6 protein-coding genes are annotated in these 21,373 nt (G+C 70.2%); 2 read left to right on the top strand and 4 right to left on the bottom strand.

The window, feature by feature from the left end:
• Nucleotides 1-16 precede the first annotated feature (16 nt).
• Entirely contained in the window at nt 17-991 is a 975-nt protein-coding gene (locus tag A9310_RS02515) for a 1,4-dihydroxy-2-naphthoyl-CoA synthase (protein ID WP_065629232.1), read from the top strand.
• Nucleotides 992-1,418: 427 nt separating this feature from the next.
• Here the strand turns inward: A9310_RS02515 and A9310_RS02510 are convergent, their stop codons facing one another.
• Nucleotides 1,419-1,610: a hypothetical protein gene (locus tag A9310_RS02510; RefSeq protein WP_083207227.1), complete on the bottom strand. Its 192-nt coding sequence runs from the start codon at nt 1,608-1,610 to the stop codon at nt 1,419-1,421.
• 265 nt (nt 1,611-1,875) lie between these two features.
• Here A9310_RS02510 and A9310_RS02505 point away from each other — a divergent pair, with 265 nt between their 5' ends.
• On the top strand, nt 1,876-3,135 hold the full coding sequence (locus A9310_RS02505; RefSeq protein WP_065629231.1) for an HNH endonuclease signature motif containing protein: 1,260 nt from the start codon (nt 1,876-1,878) through the stop codon (nt 3,133-3,135).
• A gap of 333 nt (nt 3,136-3,468) precedes the next feature.
• On the opposite strand, the gene A9310_RS02500 is transcribed toward A9310_RS02505, so the two are convergent.
• From A9310_RS02500 to A9310_RS02490, 3 genes are read right to left on the bottom strand one after another with little or no spacing between them, the layout of a single operon-like run.
• Nucleotides 3,469-5,223: a DUF4012 domain-containing protein gene (locus A9310_RS02500; RefSeq protein WP_065629230.1), complete on the bottom strand. Its 1,755-nt coding sequence runs from the start codon at nt 5,221-5,223 to the stop codon at nt 3,469-3,471.
• Nucleotides 5,220-5,843: a low molecular weight protein-tyrosine-phosphatase gene (locus A9310_RS02495; RefSeq protein ID WP_254661151.1), complete on the bottom strand. Its 624-nt coding sequence runs from the start codon at nt 5,841-5,843 to the stop codon at nt 5,220-5,222. The genes A9310_RS02500 and A9310_RS02495 overlap by 4 nt, the downstream gene beginning before the upstream one ends.
• A complete protein-coding gene (locus tag A9310_RS02490; protein WP_065629229.1) occupies nt 5,837-20,773 on the bottom strand; it encodes a non-ribosomal peptide synthetase in 14,937 nt (4,978 codons plus the stop codon). Before A9310_RS02490 ends, A9310_RS02495 begins: the two co-directional genes overlap by 7 nt.
• Nucleotides 20,774-21,373: the final 600 nt, after the last annotated feature.

Raw genomic sequence — 21,373 nt, 5'->3', positions numbered from 1 at the left:
TCGATAGGCTGACCCCATGAGTGCGACGCCCGACACCCAGGGACCCTCCGGCCAACCCTTCGAACCGGCATCGTGGGCGGTGGTGCCCGGCTTCGACGACCTGACCGACATCACCTATCACCGCCACGTCGGCGAGGGCCGCGAGTTTGGGATCGTGCGCGTCGCATTCGACCGTCCCGAGGTCCGCAACGCCTTCCGCCCGCACACGGTCGACGAGCTGTACCGGGTCCTCGACCATGCGCGGCGGTCGCCCGACGTCGGCACGATCCTGCTGACCGGCAACGGCCCGAGCCCCAAGGACGGCGGGTGGGCGTTCTGCAGCGGCGGCGATCAGCGCATCCGCGGGCGTAGCGGTTATCAGTACGCCACGACACACGACGACGACGTCGCGGCGGCCGGCGCCGAGACGGTCGACGCGGCGCGGGTGAAGGCCGAGGGCGGGCGGTTGCACATCCTGGAGGTCCAGCGCCTGATCCGGACGATGCCCAAGGTCGTGATCGCGGTCGTCAACGGCTGGGCGGCCGGCGGCGGGCATTCGCTGCACGTCGTGTGCGACCTGACCCTCGCCTCGGCCGAGCACGCCCGGTTCAAGCAGACCGACGCCGATGTGGGTTCCTTCGACGCCGGTTACGGCAGCGCCTACCTCGCCAAGCAGGTCGGGCAGAAGTTCGCGCGCGAGATCTTCTTCCTCGGGGAGGCCTACGACGCCGAGACCATGCACCGGATGGGCGCGGTCAACCGCGTCGCCCCGCACGCCGAGCTGGAGGCCACCGCCATCGACTGGGCGCGCCGGATCAACAGCAAGTCGCCGACGGCCCAGCGCATGCTGAAGTTCGCGTTCAACCTCACCGACGACGGCCTCATGGGCCAGCAGGTGTTCGCCGGTGAGGCGACTCGCCTGGCCTACATGACCGACGAAGCCGTCGAAGGACGTGACGCGTTCCTCGAGAAGCGCGACCCGCGCTGGGACGATTACCCGTACTACTACTGAGCCGCGTGCCCGAGAGTGTCGAACGCACAGAGCATTCATTGAGGGCGGGTAACGACCAGCGTCGCTCGTCTGACGTAGATCGACGTTGGATGTGGGCGATCATTCTTCAGCGGGTTCGACCCCGCCGATGCCCTGATCGAACCGGCGGCCAAACCAGGTCCGGTGCGAACGACGCCGCCGAATCGAGCTGAGAGACCACACCCGCCTCGGCGTGCGGCAGTAGTACGCGGTGAACCGTAGGTGCGTCGCGTGGCCTGCCAGTGCGCCAGACACTTCCAGATCGCGGCGCCGCCGCTGTCGTGGCGTCAACTCGACGCGGCGTTGCCGACCTGCACGCGCAGAAATCCAGTCCGCGAAATGATGAGAGGCGCACCGCCTTTCATGACATGATGGCAGGCGCACTCCGCGGCGATGAATTCGAAACGACTCACCGATGATGCTGCGCCGCATAGTACGCCGAAATTTCTTTCCGTAGCGCGACATCACGGCCCTTCTCGGCGAGCTCGGCACGCAGTCTGGTCCGTTCCGCGCGCTCACCCGCCGCCTCGGTCGGGCGGCACCTTGCGATCTCGTGGACGTTGAGTTCCCGTGCCACCTCGGTGACTGGCCCGTCCACCATCAATCACCCGACGAGCAGCGCCTGTGCTCAGTAGTAATCGACCGCTTCCTGGACAAGCAGATACTTCTGCAGCAGAACGACGCGCGACATTCGGTCACACGACAGTCGTTGGTCAGCAGCACATCTACCGTTCTGGGACAGAATACGGTACGTATGTGACAGGACTAGACTACTGACGACGATCGAGGCACAATCAACGAAACATGCTGCACAGTAGTCAGTTTCGCGATTTCCGAGCCTGTGGAAACTCCTCGAAATCGAACCCATGTTCCTGTACCTTGGAGTCATGCCAGAGCTCACCACGCTCCTCGATCAGCTCGTCGAGACCGCCCCACCCGCCGACGATCCCACGGGCAGAGCAACATTCGACGCCCTTGACACGTGGCGTCTGATCCGCAACCTTGCAGATCATCAGATCGCCCTGCACGCAGCGCAACTCGACGAACTAGGCGTCGCCCAGAAGGCCGGTAGCACCACCAAGAAACTGCTGATCGAGTCAGGACATGCACCGGCCGCCGCTCTTCGCACCATGCGGGGTGTCGACGCGCTGCCGACGCTGCCCGTGGTGGCGCGTCACGCCGCTGATGGGCGGCTGTCCGGCGAGGTCGTCGATGCCATCGTGCGGGGGATCAACGAGATCGAGAAGCGTTGTCACAAAGCCCTTTCCGATGACGAGCGCGCCCAGTACGAACTCGAACTCATCGCGCAAGCACTCTCCGGCGCAACACCGACAGAAGTGCTCAAGCATGGCCGAGCCATCGCCAATACTCTGGCGGACACCGCCGACACCGGTGTACCGGCCGCCGACGACCCATCGCTGAACGCGGTCAACGCCCACACCACCGACGACGGCCGCGTCGAAGTACATGCCGACCTCACCCAAATCGTGGGAGAGAAGTTTCAGGCCATGATCGACGAACGCTCCTGCCCCAGGCCCGAACCCGACGGCGCACAGGATCGACGCACCGCCGAGCAACGCCGCGCCGACGCCTTCGAACTGATCCTCGACCAAGCCGCGATCGGCGCTACCCTCGATACCGTTGGTTCCCCGCGCACTCAATTGATACTGACTATCCCCGCGACCGGAGACCTCGCAACGCTGCCGTGGACCGGATCGGTCAGCCATGCCACCGCGAAACAGGTGTCGTGCGACGGCTCGCTCACGGAGATCATCCTCGATAGTGAGGGCGTACCGCTGCAGATGGGTCACACCCGCCGGTTGTATCCGTCACACTTACGCAAAGCGATCATCGTCCGCGACACGTGCTGCGTCAAATGTGGTGCACCGCCGTCCCATACGCAGGTGCATCACATCAGGCTGTGGGCCGACGGCGGACCCACCGACCTCGACAACGGCTGCCTGCTCTGCCAGCGCTGCCACACACAGGTCCACCACCACGGGTGGGACATCGTGATGGGTTTCGACCGCCACCCCTGGCTCGTACCGCCCGTGTCGATCGATCCGCAACGCCGACCGCTACCCGCATACAACCGACGCACCATGCGACTCGACGACGCCGCCTGACCGGCCCTCCGACACACACTTTCGCGCAGCACCTTTTCGCACCCGGCCATCGCCCGGGATCGCATCTGTCCCTTGACAACTCCACAGTGACGCCCCAGTCGGCTCCGTTCCCAGTCAGATCGTCGGCCGGGGACGGGCCGTCGGGACCACGAGAGAACTCCGCTCTCTAGGACTGAGCTTGCGATCGTCCCCTCCGCTCCCTGAGGAGCGAGCTTGCGAGCGTCCCCCTCCGCTCCCTGAGGAGCGAGCTTGCGAGCGTCACGAAGGGTCTTGGCGAGAGGAGTTGCGAAGACCCTTTGTGACGCGCCCTCCGCAAGCTCCGGGTGCTCAGTTCTACGGCCCACACGCCGGGACGTCGACGGTGACGGTCGGGTCGTCGACGAGCGGCTGGATCGGGACCTCGGCGTCCCCGTGTGCCGAGGTCGGCTCGTCGATCTTCAGCACGATGGTGGCGGTCTCGCCCGGTGCGATGCCCACGCGGGTCGAGTAGTACGGCCGACCGTGCAGGGCCTGCTCGACGTAGAAGGCCCCGCCCTCGCCGAGGGTCATCTCCTTGAGGACCGCGCCCTTCGTCGCCAGGAACTCGACGTTGGCGAGGTTGGTTCCCTTCTTCACCGACAGTTCGGTCCCGAGGTTGCCGGCGACGTAGTCGGTGGTGTCCGTGGTGTCGAGGGTGTTGGTGAGCTTCACCGTGATCGTCGACTCCCTGGTGTCACCGTCGCACCCGCCCGAGGTGTAGCTGATCTCGCGCCGCAGGAAATAGTCCAGCTTCGTTCCGGACGCATTGCCGATGGCCACCTGCAGATAGGGCGACGACGTGTCGGAGATCTGGTGCCCCAGCTTCGTCGACTCGAGGATCTTCTGATCCTCGGCATCGGTGCTGTACACCATGATCCGCCGCTCGTGCACGCCACGGCCGAGCGCCTCGAGCAGATCCCGCGTGCTGCCGCCGGACGTGACGAGTTTGTTCACCACGGCCTGGGAGATTGCCTGCAGGTAGTCTTTTCGCGCGGCGTTGTCGTCGGCGAAGCGCTGGTACGCCGTCGACAGCGTGATCGGGACGACGTTGTCGGCGGTGATCTTCTCCCGTCCCACCGACACCGGGCCGACGACCTCGAGGACATACTTCAGCGCGATCGGATCCAGCGCGATCGCCCCGTCGAGCTGGCGGCCGGTCTGGGCGCGCCAGTTCGCCAGCCAGATCTGCGCGGCGTCGGGGAAGTGGGCGCTGAGGTTGCCGTTCCGGAAGTCGGTGTAGGGGCGGTAGTAGGAGTAGATCGCGTCGTACTCGGGGCCGAGGTTGATCTGCGGGGTGGCCGGGTCGCGGAACTCCGAATTCGCACCGAGCTCGGGGATGGTCACCCGGCCCCCGGTCGCGTTCAGTACCGCGAAACCACCGACGAGGCCGCCGGTTCCACGAGCCTCGGACGGTGTCTGGAACGCCATGAAGTAGTTGCGCGGACCGTCGGCGCCGAGCATCGACGGGACGAGTTCGGCCGCGATGCTCGTCGCCTGCACCGTCGAGTCGGCAGCCTCGACCTGCTCGGCGAGCTGAGCCCGGGCATCAGCCACGACGCCCAGCCAACTCGGTTCGATCGCCGAGACCTGGGCGGCCACCGCCGCCGACTCCTCCGCGACCGACTTCAGCGCCGGCTGCGCATCCCGCAGCAGTGCCAGGTTCACGGTGTTGCCGGTGCGCAGGCGATTCGGGTCGAGCACGGTGGCGAGGTCGGCAGCCGGCACCAGCACGTCGGCCGACAGCGCCGCAACGGCATCGCTCATCTGCTGCACCGATTTCAGCGGCGATCCGACGACCGGCACCGCCGCAGCCGCCGACCACAGGAAACCGTTCGCACGGTCCTGGGCGTCCTCGGCCCGCACCGACGCCGCCTCGGCCGCCTGACGGGCGCCGGCCTGATCGCCGTCGAGCATCAACGCCCGGGCCCTGCTCGCATCCGCGCGCACCGATTCCAGGTCGTCGCGGACCTGGAATGCCGAGTACGCCAGCCAGATCAGCGCGGCGGCGACGAGCAGCAGCACCACCGCGACGACCTGGACGACGCGGTTACCCGCCAGTCGCCGGATCATCGGCTCTCCCCCGTCGCGTGCCGGCCCGGTCGAGTGGCGGAGGCCTGCTCGGCGGACGATTGGCCCGCTCGCTTCGCTCCCGGCGCCGCCAGCCACGTGACCAACGCCCCGACCTTCGGTTCGACCTCGGCGAAGACCCGGTCGAAGTCCTCGCGCGGACGGCCCATCGGGTCGACGATGTCGAGCAGGTCCGAGTTCGGATCGAGACGTCCGCGTCCGGCGATGATCTCCGGCAGCGGGCCGAGGTCGCAGAGTGCGGCGAACTCGGTCAGCGTGAACACCCGCTTCCAGCGTGCCGGGGCCATCTGCTGCGCGGCGGCACGGTGTTCGCGGCTCATGCACAGCACGAGGTCGGCCTCGGTGAGCATCGGCGGACGCAGATACCGGGACTCGAACCCCGATGCGTCGTAACCGTTCTCGACCAGGACGGCGGAGGCGTGCGGATGGATGGGCTGCCCGTTGAGCGCTCCGACACCGGCGCTCGACGACGTCACGGGGACACCCGCCCGGCCGGCGAGGCCGGTCAGCACGCGTTCGCCGATCGGTGAACGACAGATGTTGCCCGTGCACACGAACAGGATCGACATCTGCGGCGTCGCCGCTTCGGATCCGGTCACCATTCCTCCTCGATTCTGCGGGCAACCCGCGCCAATACGTCCGGATGCCCCAGCTCTGCGTGCGTCGTGCCGGCGTGCAGCACGTCGACGACGGCCCGTCCGGCCGGATCGACCGCACGCCTCCAGGCGTCCGGGTCCGGGTTGTCCTGCGCCGCAACGTAGAGCACCTTACCGGCGGCCACCGGACGCAGGTCGTAGGAGCGCGCCGCCGCGGCCAGGCCCCTCGTCCGGTCCTCGAACCGCCGCAGTGCGTCGGGGTCGTGCTGCTCGGCCAGGGCACGCAGGGGGTGATCKGCGGCTCGCAGCTCAGCGTCGTCCACAGTGGTCAGTTCGGCCGGCGTCCGCGCGTCGAGCAGCACCAGCAGCGCGACCTCTTCGCCGAGTTCGACGAGCCGGCGCGCGATCTCGTGGGCGACGACACCGCCGACGGACCAGCCGACGACCCGATACGGTCCCTGCGGCTGGGTCGCCCGGATGGCCTCGACGTGCAGTGCCGCGATGCCCTCGATCGTCGTCGGCAGATCCCGCTCGGCGAGTACGAGTTCGGGCAGTTGCAGGCCGAACACCGACGCCGACGGCAGGGACTCGCCCAGCGCCCGGAACGGTTCGACGATCCCGGTCGCGGTGTGCACACACCAGACCTCGGGTCGTCGGCCGGTGCCGGGCGACAGCGGCACGACGCGTCGGCCGCTAACGCCGCCTTCCGGGTCGTCGAGCAGCCGGGCGATCTCGGCCGGGGTGCGATGAGCGAAGAGTTCCGCCGCATCGACGACCCGGCCCGTCCGGCGGGCCAGTTCGTCCCGCAACTGCAGCAGGGCGAGCGAATGCCCACCGGCGGCGAAGAAGTCGTCGTCCATGCCGATGGGTGTCCCGGCACCGTCCGCGCCCGCGTTCGGACCGGCCGCCGCATCGCCCAGCACGGTCCGGAAGGCGTCGAGAACCGCTGCCTCGGTGGCGGTTCCAGGTTCGCGCGCGGACTCCGACCAGGCCGGTTCGGGCAGTCGGCGTACGTCGATCTTGCCCGCGCCGCTGAGCGGCAGGTCGTCGAGCACGACGATCCGGCTCGGCACCATGTGCCGCGGCAACGACGATCGGCACGCGGCCCGGAGCTCGGCGACCGGCACCGACGGTGCCACCACATAGGACACGAGCGCTGGTCCGACCGGGCCCGGCCGCAGGACGGTCACCGAGCGCTCGGCGCCCGCCCGCACGATCACCGCGTCGATCTCGGCGGGTTCCACTCGCTGACCCCGGATCTTGACCTGACGGTCCGCCCGGCCGACGTAGACCAGCTCGCCGGTGTCGCGATCCCACCGCAGCAGGTCCCCGGTGCGGTAGCGGCGCACGCCGTCGGCGCCGGCGACGAACGTCGCAGCGGTGAGCGCCGGATCACCGAGATAGCCACGGGCGACCCCGGTTCCGCCGATGTACAACTCGCCGACGACACCCGGCGGGACGTGGCGCAGCTGGGCGTCGAGCACCTCGGCGCCGATGCCCGGGCGCGGATGCCCCAGTCGGATCGGGTCGCCGCGCCGGAATGCACTGGTGGACACGGTCACCGTCGTCTCGGTGGGGCCGTAGATGTTGAGAACCTGGGCATGTTCCGACCACACCGCGGCCAGATCGGCCGAGAGTGCCTCGCCGCCGATGTACACCAGGCGCAGCGCACCGATCGCCGCCGGTCGCAGTGTGCGGACGACCGAAGGCGTCGCCGTGAAGACGCTGACCCCGGTGCGGTCGAGGAACCGGGCGAGGTCGTCCCCGCCGGTGATCCCGGCCGGGACCACCACGAGGGTCGCGCCGGCGGCGAGTGGCAACAGCATGTCGTGGAACGTGGCGTCGAATCCCGGACTGATGGCCATCCCGACGCGGTCGTCTGGTTCGACGTCGCCGAGCGAGGCCACGCGGTGTACACCGCGATGGGTGACCCCGACGATGTTCGGGGTCCCGGTGGTACCCGACGTGGTGATGACGTAGGCCAGCGCGTCGCGCGACACCGATGTGACCGGTTCGGACACAACCGGTTCCGTCGGTTGGGCGGGGATGTCGGCGGGCGTGATCACACTCGCGGACGCGCCGGCGACCACGTGGTCGATCCGGGCCGTCGGGTAGGTGACGTCGACCGGTACGCACACCGCGCCGATCCGGCTGACCGCCCAGATCGCGACGACCGACTCGATCGACCGCGGCACCACGACGGCCACCGCGTCGCCGGCACCGAGCCCTCGACGTCGCATCGCGCGGGCGGTCACCGAGACCCACCCGTCGAATTCGCGGTAGGTCAGGGACCGGTGCTCGTCGGCGATGCCGGGACGGTCGCCGTACGCCTCGACAGCCGACGTGAAGAGCTCGGCCAGCAGCGGTTCGGCCCCCGTGGTCGATGACGCCCGCGCTCGGTCGGCGACGAAGCGTCGTTCGGCGCCGGTCAGCGGCTCGATGGCCGCGAGACGACGTGACGGCTCCCCCACGACGGCGGCGACCGCGGCGACCACTCGCTCGCCGAGAGCGCGGATCGTGCCCTCGTCGAACAGTTCCCGGCCGTGGTGGACGCGCAACCGCCAGCCGCCGGCGTCGGGCACCGCCTCGACGTGGATGTCGAACTCGCTGCGCGGCGACATCCACGTCGACGCGCCGGTGTCTGCCGGGTCGGGCCCGGGCATCTCCGGATCGGCCATCGAGAACGCCACCTGTACCAGCGGATGCCGCCCGGGGACGCGCGGCGGATCGATCAGGGCGACCACATCGTCGAAGGCGATCGCAGCATGATCGAGCGCCGCCAGGTCGTCGTCGCGGACCGCCGTGATCAGCTCGCCGACGGTCATGCCGGGGCGAATCCGGGTGCGTAACACGACGGTGGAGATGAGCATGCCGACCGTGCCGGCGGTGTCGGAGTCGCGGCGCATCGAGGCGGGCGTGGCCAGCGCGATGTCATCGGACCCCGACTGCACCGCGAGGGCCAGCACCAGCGCCGCGTGCAGGATGTGGAACTCGCTCGCCGACGCCCGGCGCGCGGCCGCCGGAATCGCCTGTCCGACCGCATCTTCCAGCAGATACTCGGTCGTCGAGGTCCGCAGGTCCCGAACGACGGGGCGGCGCTGGGCGAGGTCGAGCTCGCCGCTGTGCCCCTCGAGCGCGCGCCGCCAGAAGTCCACCAGGGCAACCCGGGATCGCTCGTCGTCGGCCGCCATCTGCCGGGCGACCGCCGCGAAACCCGTCGGCGCCGGGCCGAGGTCGTGACCCGCCAGCAGCGACGCGAGCTCACGCTGCACGATGCCGGCGGATTCACCGTCCATGGTGATGTGGTGCGCGATCACCACGACCGCCACCGGGGTCACCTGATCGTCGCCGGTGACCAGCCACACCCGGACCGGTGGCTCACCGGTGAGATCGAAGGCCTCCCCGAGCATCCCGATCCCCGCGGGCGTCGTGAGCTCGGCCGCACCCACCCGCCGCAGGGACGGGCGCCAGGCGTCGAGAACACGCTGCCGGGGACCGTCAGGCGTCGCGAGGTAGCGGGTACGGAGCGCGGGATGGCGGTCGACGAGGGCCTCGACCGCGCCGATGACCGCAGACTCGTCGGTTCCGGGCGGCACGGGCACCACCGCGGGCACGGCGTAGATCGGCACCGCTCCGAGCATCTGCGCGGCCACCCACATCCGGCGCTGCGTCGGGGCGAGTGGGAGGTCGCCGAGGTCGGCCTCCGACGCGCCGGTCGGCGAACCGCCTCCCGCATCCGTCCCCTCCGCGGGGAGTTCGGTCACCGCCCGTGCGAGCGCGACCGGGGTGGGGTTCTCGAAGAGCAACCGGGTGGGCACGCGGACGCCGAGCCGGCGCCCCAGCGCGGAGGTCACCCGTGTGGCCGAGAGCGAGGTACCGCCCATCGTGAAGAAGTCGTCGGCGTCCCCCACCGAACCCGGTGAGGCCTCCAGCACCTCGGCCATCGCGTCGGCGATCGCCGCGACGAGTGGGGCCGAGGACACCGCATGCGACGACGCCCCGGCACCAGCCGGCGCCACCGCGGTGCCCGATACTCGTTCGGCCGCAATGACGTCGACGTCCGGTCCGTCGACCTCCGGGAACGGCTGATCGGCATCGGTTGCCGCCGCGACGACCGATCTGCGGAAGTCGTCGAGAAGCGCCTGCGCGACCACGGTCGGGACGGCGGCGGAGTGCACCACCGTGATGTGCAACTCGTCATCGCGTTCGGCGAGAACGACCTCGACGTCGAACTTGGCGTCCACGGTCTCGGTGTACTCCGGGACCAGCCTGGCGATCACGGCATCCGCCTCGGGACCCGGGCCACCCGCCGACGCTCCGCCCAGCACCACCTCGCCGGAGGACTGGGGCACGACGTCCTGGTTGACCAGCAGTACCGAGATCAGCGGGTCCCCGGCCTCCCGGCCGTCGGGACGGACCATACGGGCGACGTCCTCATAGGGGACCTCACTGTGCGGTTGGGCGGCCAGGGCGGCATCGCGAGCCCGCACGACGGCCTCGCGGATCGGGAGCCCCGGATGCAGCCGTGTCCGCAGGGCCACGGTGTTGACGAACATGCCGACCACCGACTCCCACTCCGGCGCGTGCCGGCCGTGCACCGGTACGCCGATCAGCAGGTCCCACTCACCGGTCCACCGGCCCAACACCGTCGCGAGCGCGGCGTGCGCCACCTGGAACACACTCGCCGACATCGCTTTCGCGGTCTGGTGCAGTGAATCCGTGCCGACGATCGACGCCGACAACCGCCCGGCGGCAGCGTCGCGCGGCCGCCCGCCGGTGTCCGCGATTCCCGGCAACCGGAGCGGGCCGGGGGCATCGGCGAGCGTCGACGTCCAGAAACGCAGTTGCCGTGCGTATCTGCTGCGCGGATCGGACGGGTCGCCGAGGCGCGCGATCTGCCACTGCGTGAAGTCGGCATAGGTGAACGCCTCGTCGGCGGGGACCGAGAGCCGCTGGCCGTCGTAGGCACGGAGCAGGTCCGTGAGCAGCACCCGGATCGACCACCCGTCGATCGCGACGTGATGCAGGACCACCGCCAGATGGGTGTGCGGATCCTCCGCCGAGTCGAGCTCGAAGACCGCGGCCCGGAACCCGGTCTCGGACCCCAGATCGAACGGCCGGCGCAGGAAGTCGTCGATGTCCCGACGGAGACCCTCGGGACCCGTCGCGGCGTCGACGAGGCGATGCCGTAGCACCGGACTCCGATGCTCGATCCGGCGTTGCCGTGGACCCGACGGCGAATCCGGGTGGACCGTCCGGAGGACGGCATGAGCCGCGACCACCTCGTCGACCGCCTTCCGCAGGCGGGCGAGGTCGACCCGGCCACTCATGCGCAACACGAGCGGAACGTGGTAGGCCGTCGAACGCGGATCGAACTGATGGTGAATCCACATGCGGCGCTGCGGATATGCGAGCGGCAGGAACTCCGGCACCGGGAGTCGGGTGGGTGCCGCGCCGGACTCCACTCCGCTTCCGGCGCCGGTATCACCCGGCCCGGCCAGCAGTTCGTCGACACGTTGCGCGACTCCCGCGACCGTGCGTGCTTCGAAGATCTCGCGGACCCCGATGTCCGCACCGGTCGCCGCCGTCAGCCTCGACGTCACCTGCGTGGCCGACAGCGAGGTACCGCCCTCGGTGAAGAAATCGGAATCGGCGTCCAGCGACTGGACGGGACGGTCGAGGACCTCCGCCCACACCGCGGTCACCAGTCCCTCGGTGGCCCCCGACGGCGGCCGCCCGGGGCGGACATCCGAACCCGCTGCCGCACCGGCGAAATCGGGATCGGGCAGCGCCGCCACGTCGATCTTCCCGTTGCGTCCGAACGGCAACGCCGGGACACCGACGATCGCACTCGGGATCATGCTGCGCGGCAACAGGTGCGCGAGCTGACGAGGCAGGTCGGCCACTTCCGCATCGTCTCCGTCGACCACGACCCACGACACGAGGATCTTCTCGCCCGCCGGGGTGGTCCGCGTCGCGGTCACCGAGGTCGCCACGCCGGGCAGCCCCGACAGCGCCGCATCGACCTCACCCGGCTCCAGCCGCACGCCGCGGATCTTCACCTGATCGTCGGTGCGACCGTGGATCACGAACGTGCCGTCGGGACGACGGTGGACGAGGTCACCGGTCCGGTACATCCGCCCGCCGGCGATGAACGGGTCGGCGCTGAACGGATCGGGGACGAACGCCCCGGCCGTCGTCACCGGGTCGTCGAGATACCCACGAGCAAGGCAGTTCCCGGAGAGGTACAGTTCACCGACCGTATGGTCGGGCACCGGCCGCAGCGCACCGTCGAGCACATACATCCCCACACCCGGCAGCGGAGCGCCGATGTGAACGGGCCCGCTCGGAGTTGCCGTGTACCGCGCACTGCTGACCGCGACGGTGGCCTCGGTCGGGCCGTACTCGTTGCTCAGCGTGTGGCCGGCCGTCCACTCCCGGACCAGCCCGGCGCCGAGGGGTTCACCGCCGACCGCCACGTGACGAACACCGGGGAGTTCGTCGGGTCGCAGGGTCGCGAGCACCGACGGGGTGGTCAGCAGGACGCTGACCCGTTCGGCGTCGACGAACTCGGCGAGTTCGTCCGCGGCGATGACATCGGGCGGGCACACGACGATCGTGGCGCCGGCAACCCGCGGGGGCACGAGCCCCATCAGGTGTGCGTCGAATCCGGTTGCATACGTGTGCAACACCGCGTCCGACGAGTCGAGCCGCAATCGGGACACGGTGTCGTGCGCCCAGTCCGTGAGGCCCCGATGGGTCACCTGGACACCCTTGGGCAGTCCGGTCGTCCCCGAGGTGAACGTGATGTAGGCGACGTCGTCCACCGACAGCGGGCGCACCCGCTCGGCGGCGTCGAACGGCGGCGAATCCGACGTGCTCGCAACGGAATCGGCATGGCGGGCGAGCAACTCGTCGAGGGCGAGCACCGGGATGCCGCCGGTCACGGACTCCGCGGTCGCCGCGAGGGTGACAACGGCACGCGGTCGGCACCGCTCGATGATCATCTGCCGTCGCCCCGCGGGGTCGGCCGGATCGACGTTCACGAACGCCGCTCCTGCGCGGGCCACCGCGACGGTGGCGACCACACCGAAGACCGAGCGCGGCAGCAGGACGACCACCACGTCCCCCGGACCGATTCCCGCCTCGATGAGCGTGCGCGCCGTGAACGTCGCGAGCCGGTCGAGGTCGGAATTGGTGAGCGAGACACCCGGCCCGGGCACCGGATGGCGCCGGTCGACGACCGCGATCGCATCCGGATCGTCGGCCGGCCCACCGGTCAGCAGCTCATCGAGCGTCTCGAACTCGTGAATCCGGTTCTCCGGCGACGTTTCCGGGACCGTCGTCGAGTACGACGGTGCGAGCAGCGCCGCGACCGTCCGGTTCGGTTCGCGTACCCCACGCCGGATCGTCTCGACGACGAGGTCGCACAGCGCGTCCAGTCTCGCGGCACTCGCCACCGCATCCGTGCACGTCATCATCAGATGCAGCGCACCGTCCCGGCGGTACATCGACACGTCCACACCGAACAGCGGCACTCCCCCGAAGGGAGTCGCGTCCGACGGGACATCCGCTGCCGCAGCCGGACTCGCCGCCACCAGCTCGTCCGGGACGGCGCCGAGGGAGACCTCGAACAGCGGGGTGCCCGCCTTGACCCGACCGGGATCGGCGATCTCGGTGATCTCGGTGAGCGGGAGGTCGGCGTGCGCGAACGCGCCGAGGTCGACCGCGGTGACCGAGGCCAGGAGATCGACGAACGGCAGGTCGGCGTCGATCGGGGTGTGCAGGGGTACGGCACGAGCGAACAGCCCCGGCACGGAGACCAGGCGCGGGTCGATCCGCCCGGACAGAGCGGTGCCGATCGTGACCACCTCGGCGTCGGATTGCCTTGTCAGCACCGCCGCGAGCGCGGTGTGCACGACGATGAACGGAGTGCTGTGTCTGGCCACCGCCAGATCGTCGAGTGCTCCGGTCTCGGTGCGGTCGAGCGACCGGTGCGCACGGTGCACCACCGGTCGTTCCGGCGCGGACGGATGCGGGGCCGCCGGGTTCAGTTCGGGCAGGCGCAGTGGTTCGACGGCCCGATCGAACGCCGAGACCCAGTGCGCGACGAGCTCGCTCCGCCGGGCGGCCAGCGACCCGGCTCGCCACGCCGAGTACTCCTGGTAGTCGACATCGGCGGGCGCCGGGAGGGTTCCGGACAGGGCGGATCGCAGCTCTGCGGACAGGATGCCGAACGACTCGCCGTCGACCGCGATGTGGTGCGCGACGACGAGAAGCCAGGTCTGCCCGTCCACCGCGCAGATCCGTACCCGCCAGGGCAGTTCGGCGGCCAGGTCGATCGGCGTGTGCAGCGCACGCAGCGCGGCGTCGACCGAGTCGATGTCCGAGACCGAGACCGAGACCGTCTGCGCCAGTTGCGCTCTCAGTTCGCCTGCGACAAGGGAGTCGGGTCGGCGACGCTGCACCGGGCCGTCGGGACCCGAGGGGAACACGGTGCACAACGCGTCGTGTCGCGTCACGATCTCGAGCAGGGCACGGCGCAGCTCGTCGGGGCCGGCGTCGATGGGGAGGGCGAGCGGCATCAGATATCCGGTGAAGTCCGGTTCGGTGCGCCACCGGAGCCACAGATCCATCTGCTCGGGGGTGAGCGGCAGATCCACCCCGTCAGCGGCTGCGAAGTCGGCGAGACCGGTCCGGGAGCCCTCGGCGATCGTGCGTCCCGAACTCGCCGCGGACTCGATCTGCGCGGCGAGCGCGGCCACCGTCGGATGGGCGAACACATCGGCGACGGAGACTTGGTCGCCGGTGCCCGTCAGTGTGGCCGCGAGTCGCGCTGCCGACAGCGACGTCCCTCCGGTCGCGAAGAAGTTGGTGTCCGCGGCGAGCACGGCATCCGTGCCGATCACCGCGCGCATGGCGTCGGCGACGGTCTGCTCGGCCGGTGTCAGTGCTCGGGTCGATCCCGTCGGCACCTCGGGCAGCAGATCCGTGAGCCGGTGGCGGTCGAGTTTGCCGGTCGGGGTCATCGGCCAGCCGTCGACGATCGCGAGTCGCGCCGGGATCATGTGCGCCGGGAGCCTGGTCGCGCAGGACACGAGGATCTGCTCCGCGGACAGGGCGTCCAGCACATCGAAGTCGGCGAGACCGTCCTCGGTGACGAATGCGAGCAGCCGTTCCTCGCCGCGGCGGCTGCCCGGGTCGAGGAGCACGCGCGCGTCACCGACGCCGGGGTGCTCGCGCAGCACCGACCCGATCTCACCGAGTTCGATGCGATGCCCGCGGATCTGGACCTGGTCGTCACTGCGGCCGAGATAGACCATGCGGCCGCCGGCGATCTCGCGTACGCGGTCGCCGGTGCGGTACATCCGGCGGCCGGTGCCGCGCGGGTCGGCGACGAACCGCGAGGCGGTCGTGGCCGGGGCGTTGTGATAGCCGAGCGTGACCTGATCGCCGCTCACGTACAGTTCGCCGATGGCGCCCACCGGAACCGGGCGTAGGTCGCGGCCCAGGATCGCCGCCGAGACGCCGTCCAGCGGGACACCGATGTCGCTCCGGGCGTCGTCGACATCGACGTCGACCGCCGTGAGGTGCACGGTCGACTCGGTGATGCCGTACATGTTGACCAGCCGGACGTCCGGATGCGCGGCCGACCACTCCCGTAACAGCCCAGGCGACAACGGTTCGCCACCGAAGACGACGGCTCGCAACGCGGTTGATCCGGCGTCCGGGGCGACGGCGGCCACCGTCGGGTCGATGAGGTTGCCGAACGCCGTCGGGGTCTGCGAGCAGACGGTGACCCCGTACCGGTCGATCGCCGCCGCCAGCAAGCGCGGATCGAGCACGGTGGCGCGCTCCAGCACGACGACGGCACCACCGGAGGCCAACGGCCCCAAGATCTCCCAGACGGAGAAGTCGAACGCATAGGAGTGGACCCAGCTCCACACGTCGTCGTCGGACGCGGCGATCGTGTCCAGCGCGGCGCCGAGCATGGCCGCCAGATTCGCGCGGGTCACCAGCACAGCTTTCGGGACACCGGTGGAGCCGGAGGTGTGGATCACATAGGCGCCACCCGGAACCGGTTGTGCACGTTCGCCAGTCGCGACGGCGCGCACCGCCGGCCCGGCTTCGATGACCGCGACGGGAGCGGTGGCATCGACGATCAGCTCCGTCCTCGACGGCGGATCGTCGGGTTCGATGGGCACGTACACCGCGTCGGCCAAGAGCACCGCGACGATCGCGATCACGGCCTCGGCGCTCCGGGGCAGCGACAGCGCGACTCGGTCGCCCGGTTGTACCCCGTTCTCCCGCAACGTGTTCGCGAGGTCCTCGGCGCGACCGAGCAGTTCCCGATAGGTCAGGGCCGTGTCGTCGGCGATGACGGCGGCGGCGTCCGGTTTCGCCTGCGCACGGCGTCGCAGGGCATCGATCGGGTCGACGGGAGTGGTCCGGCGGCTGCGGTCGGAGAGCGCCCTGGCGGCGGGAACCGGGATGCACCCCGCGACGACCGAGTCGGGCGTCGCGACACCGAGCGCGGCGACCGTCTCGACGAAACGGTCGAGCAGGTGGCCGGCAGCGATCGGGTCGACCCGGCGTTCGGCGACGGTCAGCGCTATCGACAACCCGTCCGGTTCGTCGAAGACGGTTACTTCCAACGCGGTTCGCGCCTGGCCGGCGGACAAGGTCTGGACCTCGGCGAACACCGCCGGGTCGGCGACGTCGGGCCGGGAGGCGTGATAGGCGAAGATGACATCGGCGAGCCCCGTCGGTGCCGCGTCGGCGTGGGTGATCGCCGCCGTCAGGTCCGCGCCCACGCGGGCGAGGACCTCCGCAACGCTGCGGCGCCGCACCCCGGTGATCCGCACCGGTACCGTCTCGACGAACATGCCGACCGGGCGTAGTTCCTCGGTGGTGAATCGTCCTGAGACCGGCACCGACAACACGAAGTCGTCGGAATCCGAGTACTCGGCCAGTACGGCCGAGAGCGCCACGCACAGCATCGTGTTGAGCGTCGTCCCGTAGTCGCGTGCACGAGCAGCGGCACGGTCCCGGGCCCCTCGGTCGATGTCACGACGCAGGACGGTCGCCGGACCGGAGGTGAGTCCCGCCGGCACCGGTTGCGCCGGCTCCGGCAGCACGATGCGAGAAGGAGCCTCCCGCAACGTCTTCGCCCAATGGACCTCGGCCGCCGCATCCGCCGCGACCGGCCGCGCGGACAGCGCGGCACTGAAGGCCACCGCGTCCTCGGTCCACACCGGAGTCGCACCGTCGAGACGAGCACGCAGTGCATGCGCGAAGTCGTCGACGACGATGTGCAGCGACCACTCGTCGATCGCGATGTGGTGGGCGACGAGAACGAGCTCGGTCCGTTCGCCGGTCTCGTCGACGACCGCACGCCACGGCAGGTCCACCGTCAGGTCGAAGGGGGCCGTGACGGCGAGGTCGATGCCGGTCGCGTCGAGGGTGGCCGCGGTCATCGGCGCGGCCACCCGCGCCTCGTCGACTCCGCGGACGACCGCGACCGGCTCCCCGCCGTTGTCGGGGTACACGGTCCGCAGCGCCTCGTGCCGCGCCGCGACGTCGATGAGTGCGGCGCGGACGACCTCGGCCGAGATTCCGTTGGCGAGAACGACATGCACCGGCAGGTGATAGACGGTCGCCTGCCGGTCGGCGCGATTGAGGAGCCAGATCTCCTGCTGCGCGCGGGTCGGCCGGTGGCGGACGGTGCCCGCGGGATCACCCGGCGCGGCGCGGCGCGGCGCGGAGGCCTCGAGGACGGCGGCGAGTTCGGCGAGGGTCGTGACATCACCGAGATCGCGCACGCTGACGACGACCTGCAAGGTGTCACCGAGGTGCGTGGCCAGTTGCATGAATCCCAGTGACGTGGCGCCGAGCTGGACCAGTTCGTCGTCCAGGGACGGGTCGGGCACGCCGAGGACGGACGTCACCGCGTCGGCAACGGCGCGTTCGATCGGCGTCGACGGACGGCGGCGCGCGGCGGGCGTTTCGGGCGCCGCGGCGATCAGCCCGGCGGCGGCAGACCGGTCGACGCCGCCGAACCCGTCGAGCGGTACCGCATCCAGGATCGTGACCCGGCGGAGCCATAGCACCGCCGGGAGTTCCGCGTTGACCCGGCGTCGAACCGCCGCCCGAATCCGTTGCGGATAAGTCGGTTCGGTCGCCGCCGACGACGCGGAACGGGCGGGCACGAGTCCGAGCCCGAGCCCGTCGCTGTCGCCGAGTACGGTCGCGGTCGCGGCCGCGACACCGGGGATCTCTGTGGCGGCACGTTCAAGCAGCGCGAGATCGACTCGGATGCCGTCGATCTCGACGATCTCGCCGGCGCGGTGATCGACGACGAGGAGTCCCGTGCCCGGTTCGCGGTGCCCGCGGTCGCCGGTGACCAGCATGCGCCGGCCGGGATGCCACGGACAGGCGACGAGCGTCGTCGAAGTACGCGAGACTTCCTCGGCGAAGTACTGTGGCACAACGCTTCCCACGACGTACACGTCGCCGGTGATGCCGGGCGGCAGGGGTCGTAGACGGTGGTCGAGGATCGCGATGCCGACGCCGTCGCGCGGGTGTCCGCTCGGGAGGGGCCGGTCGATCGGCTGGTCGGAACGGACCCGGTTCGCTGCGGTGTAGGGGCCCAGCACGCCCCGAGGGCTGTAGCCGGCCCGCACATCGCGGCCGGCGGCGTGTCGGACGGCCGGCGCCGGCGCGGCGCCGGCATCGACGATCAGCACCGTCGTCGCGGCGCCGTGCCCCGGGTCGTCGACGAGCAGCCCGGAGGGCACGATCCGGTGCGTCACGCCGGCGGCGTCGGGCTCGACGAGCCGCAACCCGTGGGCGGCACCGGCGACGATCTCGAGGTGGGCCGCCCAGGAGGCCTTCGGCGCCGTGACCGCGAGCTGTCCTTGTTCCGCGTCGGATACGTTGTGGCCGAATGCTTCCGGCGCGAACAGGCCGTCAACGATGAGCGCGGCCACGGCCCGCTGCGGGAGTGCGACCACATCCTCGGCGCCGGCGACGAAGCAGGCGGTGTCCTCCGGACGGGGCGACGCGGGCTCCGCCGACGGCGCGACCCCGGTCAGTCCGGCCAGCGTGTGCACGTCCTCCGCGCGGACGCCGGCCGGCACGTCCGCATCGTCGTCGGCGATCACCAGCACGCCGGACACCCCAGGGACATCCGGCGGCACCGAGTGCGGTGCTGCGGGATCGAGCAGGATCACGGCGGCCCCTGTCGCCGCGACGGCCCACCACGACAGCACCCGGTCCGCGTCCGACCCGACCAAGACGCCGACCGCCGAGCCGGGTCGCGCTCCGAGCGTGCGCAACCGGGCGCCGAGATCGCGAGCCCGCGCGTGCAGCTGTTCGAAGGTCAGCAGCGTTGCGTCCGAGGATGTTCCAGAGATATCGACGGCGGAATCACGCCGGTGCCGCAGCGCGACGTCGGTGAGGGCCGTCCAGACGGTGCCCGCGTCCGGCGCCTCGTTCGCCGGCAGCTCACGCGCCTCTCCGGCCGAGGTGTCGGAGAAACGCAGCGGCAGGTCGTCGACGCGGGTGTCCGGCGCCCGGAGGAGCGCATCGGCGAACGTGTCTAGCATCGACAGGAACTGCCCGTGGTGTTCGGCGACCTCCGCGTCGTCGTATCGGTTGGGGTTCGCCTCGACGCCGATCATCAGCGAGGAATCCTGATCCTCGCCGGGTACCGGGTAGATGTTGATCGTCAGGTCGTCGGCTGGGCCGACGGTCAGGATGTGAAACGTGGCTCGTGCTTCGCCGCAGGGGAATTCGCGGTCGAACAGCATCAGGTTGAGCATCGGGCCGGAGCGTTCCTGAACCGCCGTGCGCGGTGTCGCCCCGGAGGATTCGTCGGCGGCGAGGTCGGCCCAGATGTCCTCGCCGCGGTAGCGCTGGTGCCGCAGCGCGCCCATGAGCGCCGCCTGGGTGGACGCGAGCGCGTCGGCGACGCTGCCCGATCCGGTGACCCCGGTGCGCAGCGGCACGATGTTGGCGACCGGGAGCGGGGTGGCACGCAGCGCCGCGGTCGTGCGCGCGGCGACCGGGAACTGGAAGATCACCTCGTCGCCCTGCGCGGCCGCGCGGCCCAGATAGGCCGCGAAGGCGGCGACGAGAACGTTGGGCAGGATCGTCGAACCGCGTTGTGCGGCAGCACGTAACCGCGCCATCGTGTCGGCGGGCACCGCGGAGGCGACGCGTCTGGCAACGGCTGCGGGACGCCCCGGGCGGTGCGCCAGGGTCGCGGCGATCCCCACGCCCGCCATGTTCTCCCGCCAGTACGCGCGGTCGGTGGCGAAGCGCTTCGACTGGCGATACTCGGCGTCGGCGCGGGCCGGAAGGTCCAGGTCGACCGGCTTCTGGGGCGGCGCGGGCTCGCCGGTGACCGCCGCGTGATAGGCCGCGAGGGCCTCGACCATCCGGTCCTTGCCGCCCATCCCGTCCGAGAGCAGGTGATGACCGCGGTTGTAGACCAGCGCCTTGTCGTCGGACAGCCGGAACAGGCACCCGCGTGCGGTCCGGTCCACCCGGGGGTCGAGGGGTCGCGAATAGTCCTGCGCCATCATCTCCTCGGCGACGGCGCGCGGGTCCGGCCGGTCACGGAGATCGATGATGTCGGCCCAGTAGTGCAGGGCGGGGTCGTACACGCCGACCAGCCCGTCCTCGGTGTCGACGAACCGGAGCTGGGTGAACTGCGCGCGCTGCACCACCGTGCTGGTCGCCCGCACGAAGAGCTCGGCGTCGATGGGACCGTCGATCTCGACGTACTGGGCGACGTTGATCGGCACATCGAGCGCCGCCTGCTGGGTGAACCACAGCGATCGCTGGGCCGCGCTGAGGGTGAAACGACGCGGGGCGTCGGGGTCGGAGGGACCCGACGGGACCACGAACTCGCGCTTGGACGAATCGCTCATTGGACGACCCGGCCTTTACGCGTGCGGCCGGGGAGAACGGGGCTCACGGGCCGGGCCGACCGTCTGATCCCCCCGGTCCCAGAAATGCCATGCCACACCCCGACGTGCATGAAAAAGGCATGCGTCGGCCGCGAGATCGAAACACGGGCGTCGTCGAATTCAACGCCTTGCCTCACCACTCACCATGTGCCGTCCTCTTGTCACGCCGATCCGTTGCCGCCGGTCGCGTGGTGATTCTCATCATCGACGCGTCACCGGGGCGAACGGCCATTTCCCGACACTGTCATCGCAACGGCCGCTCGGCGTGAAACCGATGCGCGCCGAGCGGATGACAAGAGCCTATGGGACGGGTTGTCGCCTCACAACTCGGGGGGAACGCCGTTACTGACGCTCATCGATGTGAACGGAATGGTATTTCGCGCGACCTGCGACGGGATTCGGACACACCGTGAATGCACACCCGAATTCACGGTCGGCAGAACATCGTCGAAGTGTAGTGAAATGTCTCGGAATTGCACCCGAGGAGCAAATGACCGAGAAAGGAAAACGACGGCCGTGCGTACACGGGCCGTCGTTTTCCGGACAACAATCGCCGATCGC

The sequence above is a fragment of the Gordonia sp. UCD-TK1 genome (assembly GCF_001691435.1).
In the GTDB taxonomy this organism is placed as follows: domain Bacteria; phylum Actinomycetota; class Actinomycetes; order Mycobacteriales; family Mycobacteriaceae; genus Gordonia; species Gordonia hongkongensis.
The sequence above is the reverse complement of the archived record's forward strand: the minus strand, read 5'-3'. Positions and strand labels throughout refer to the sequence as shown.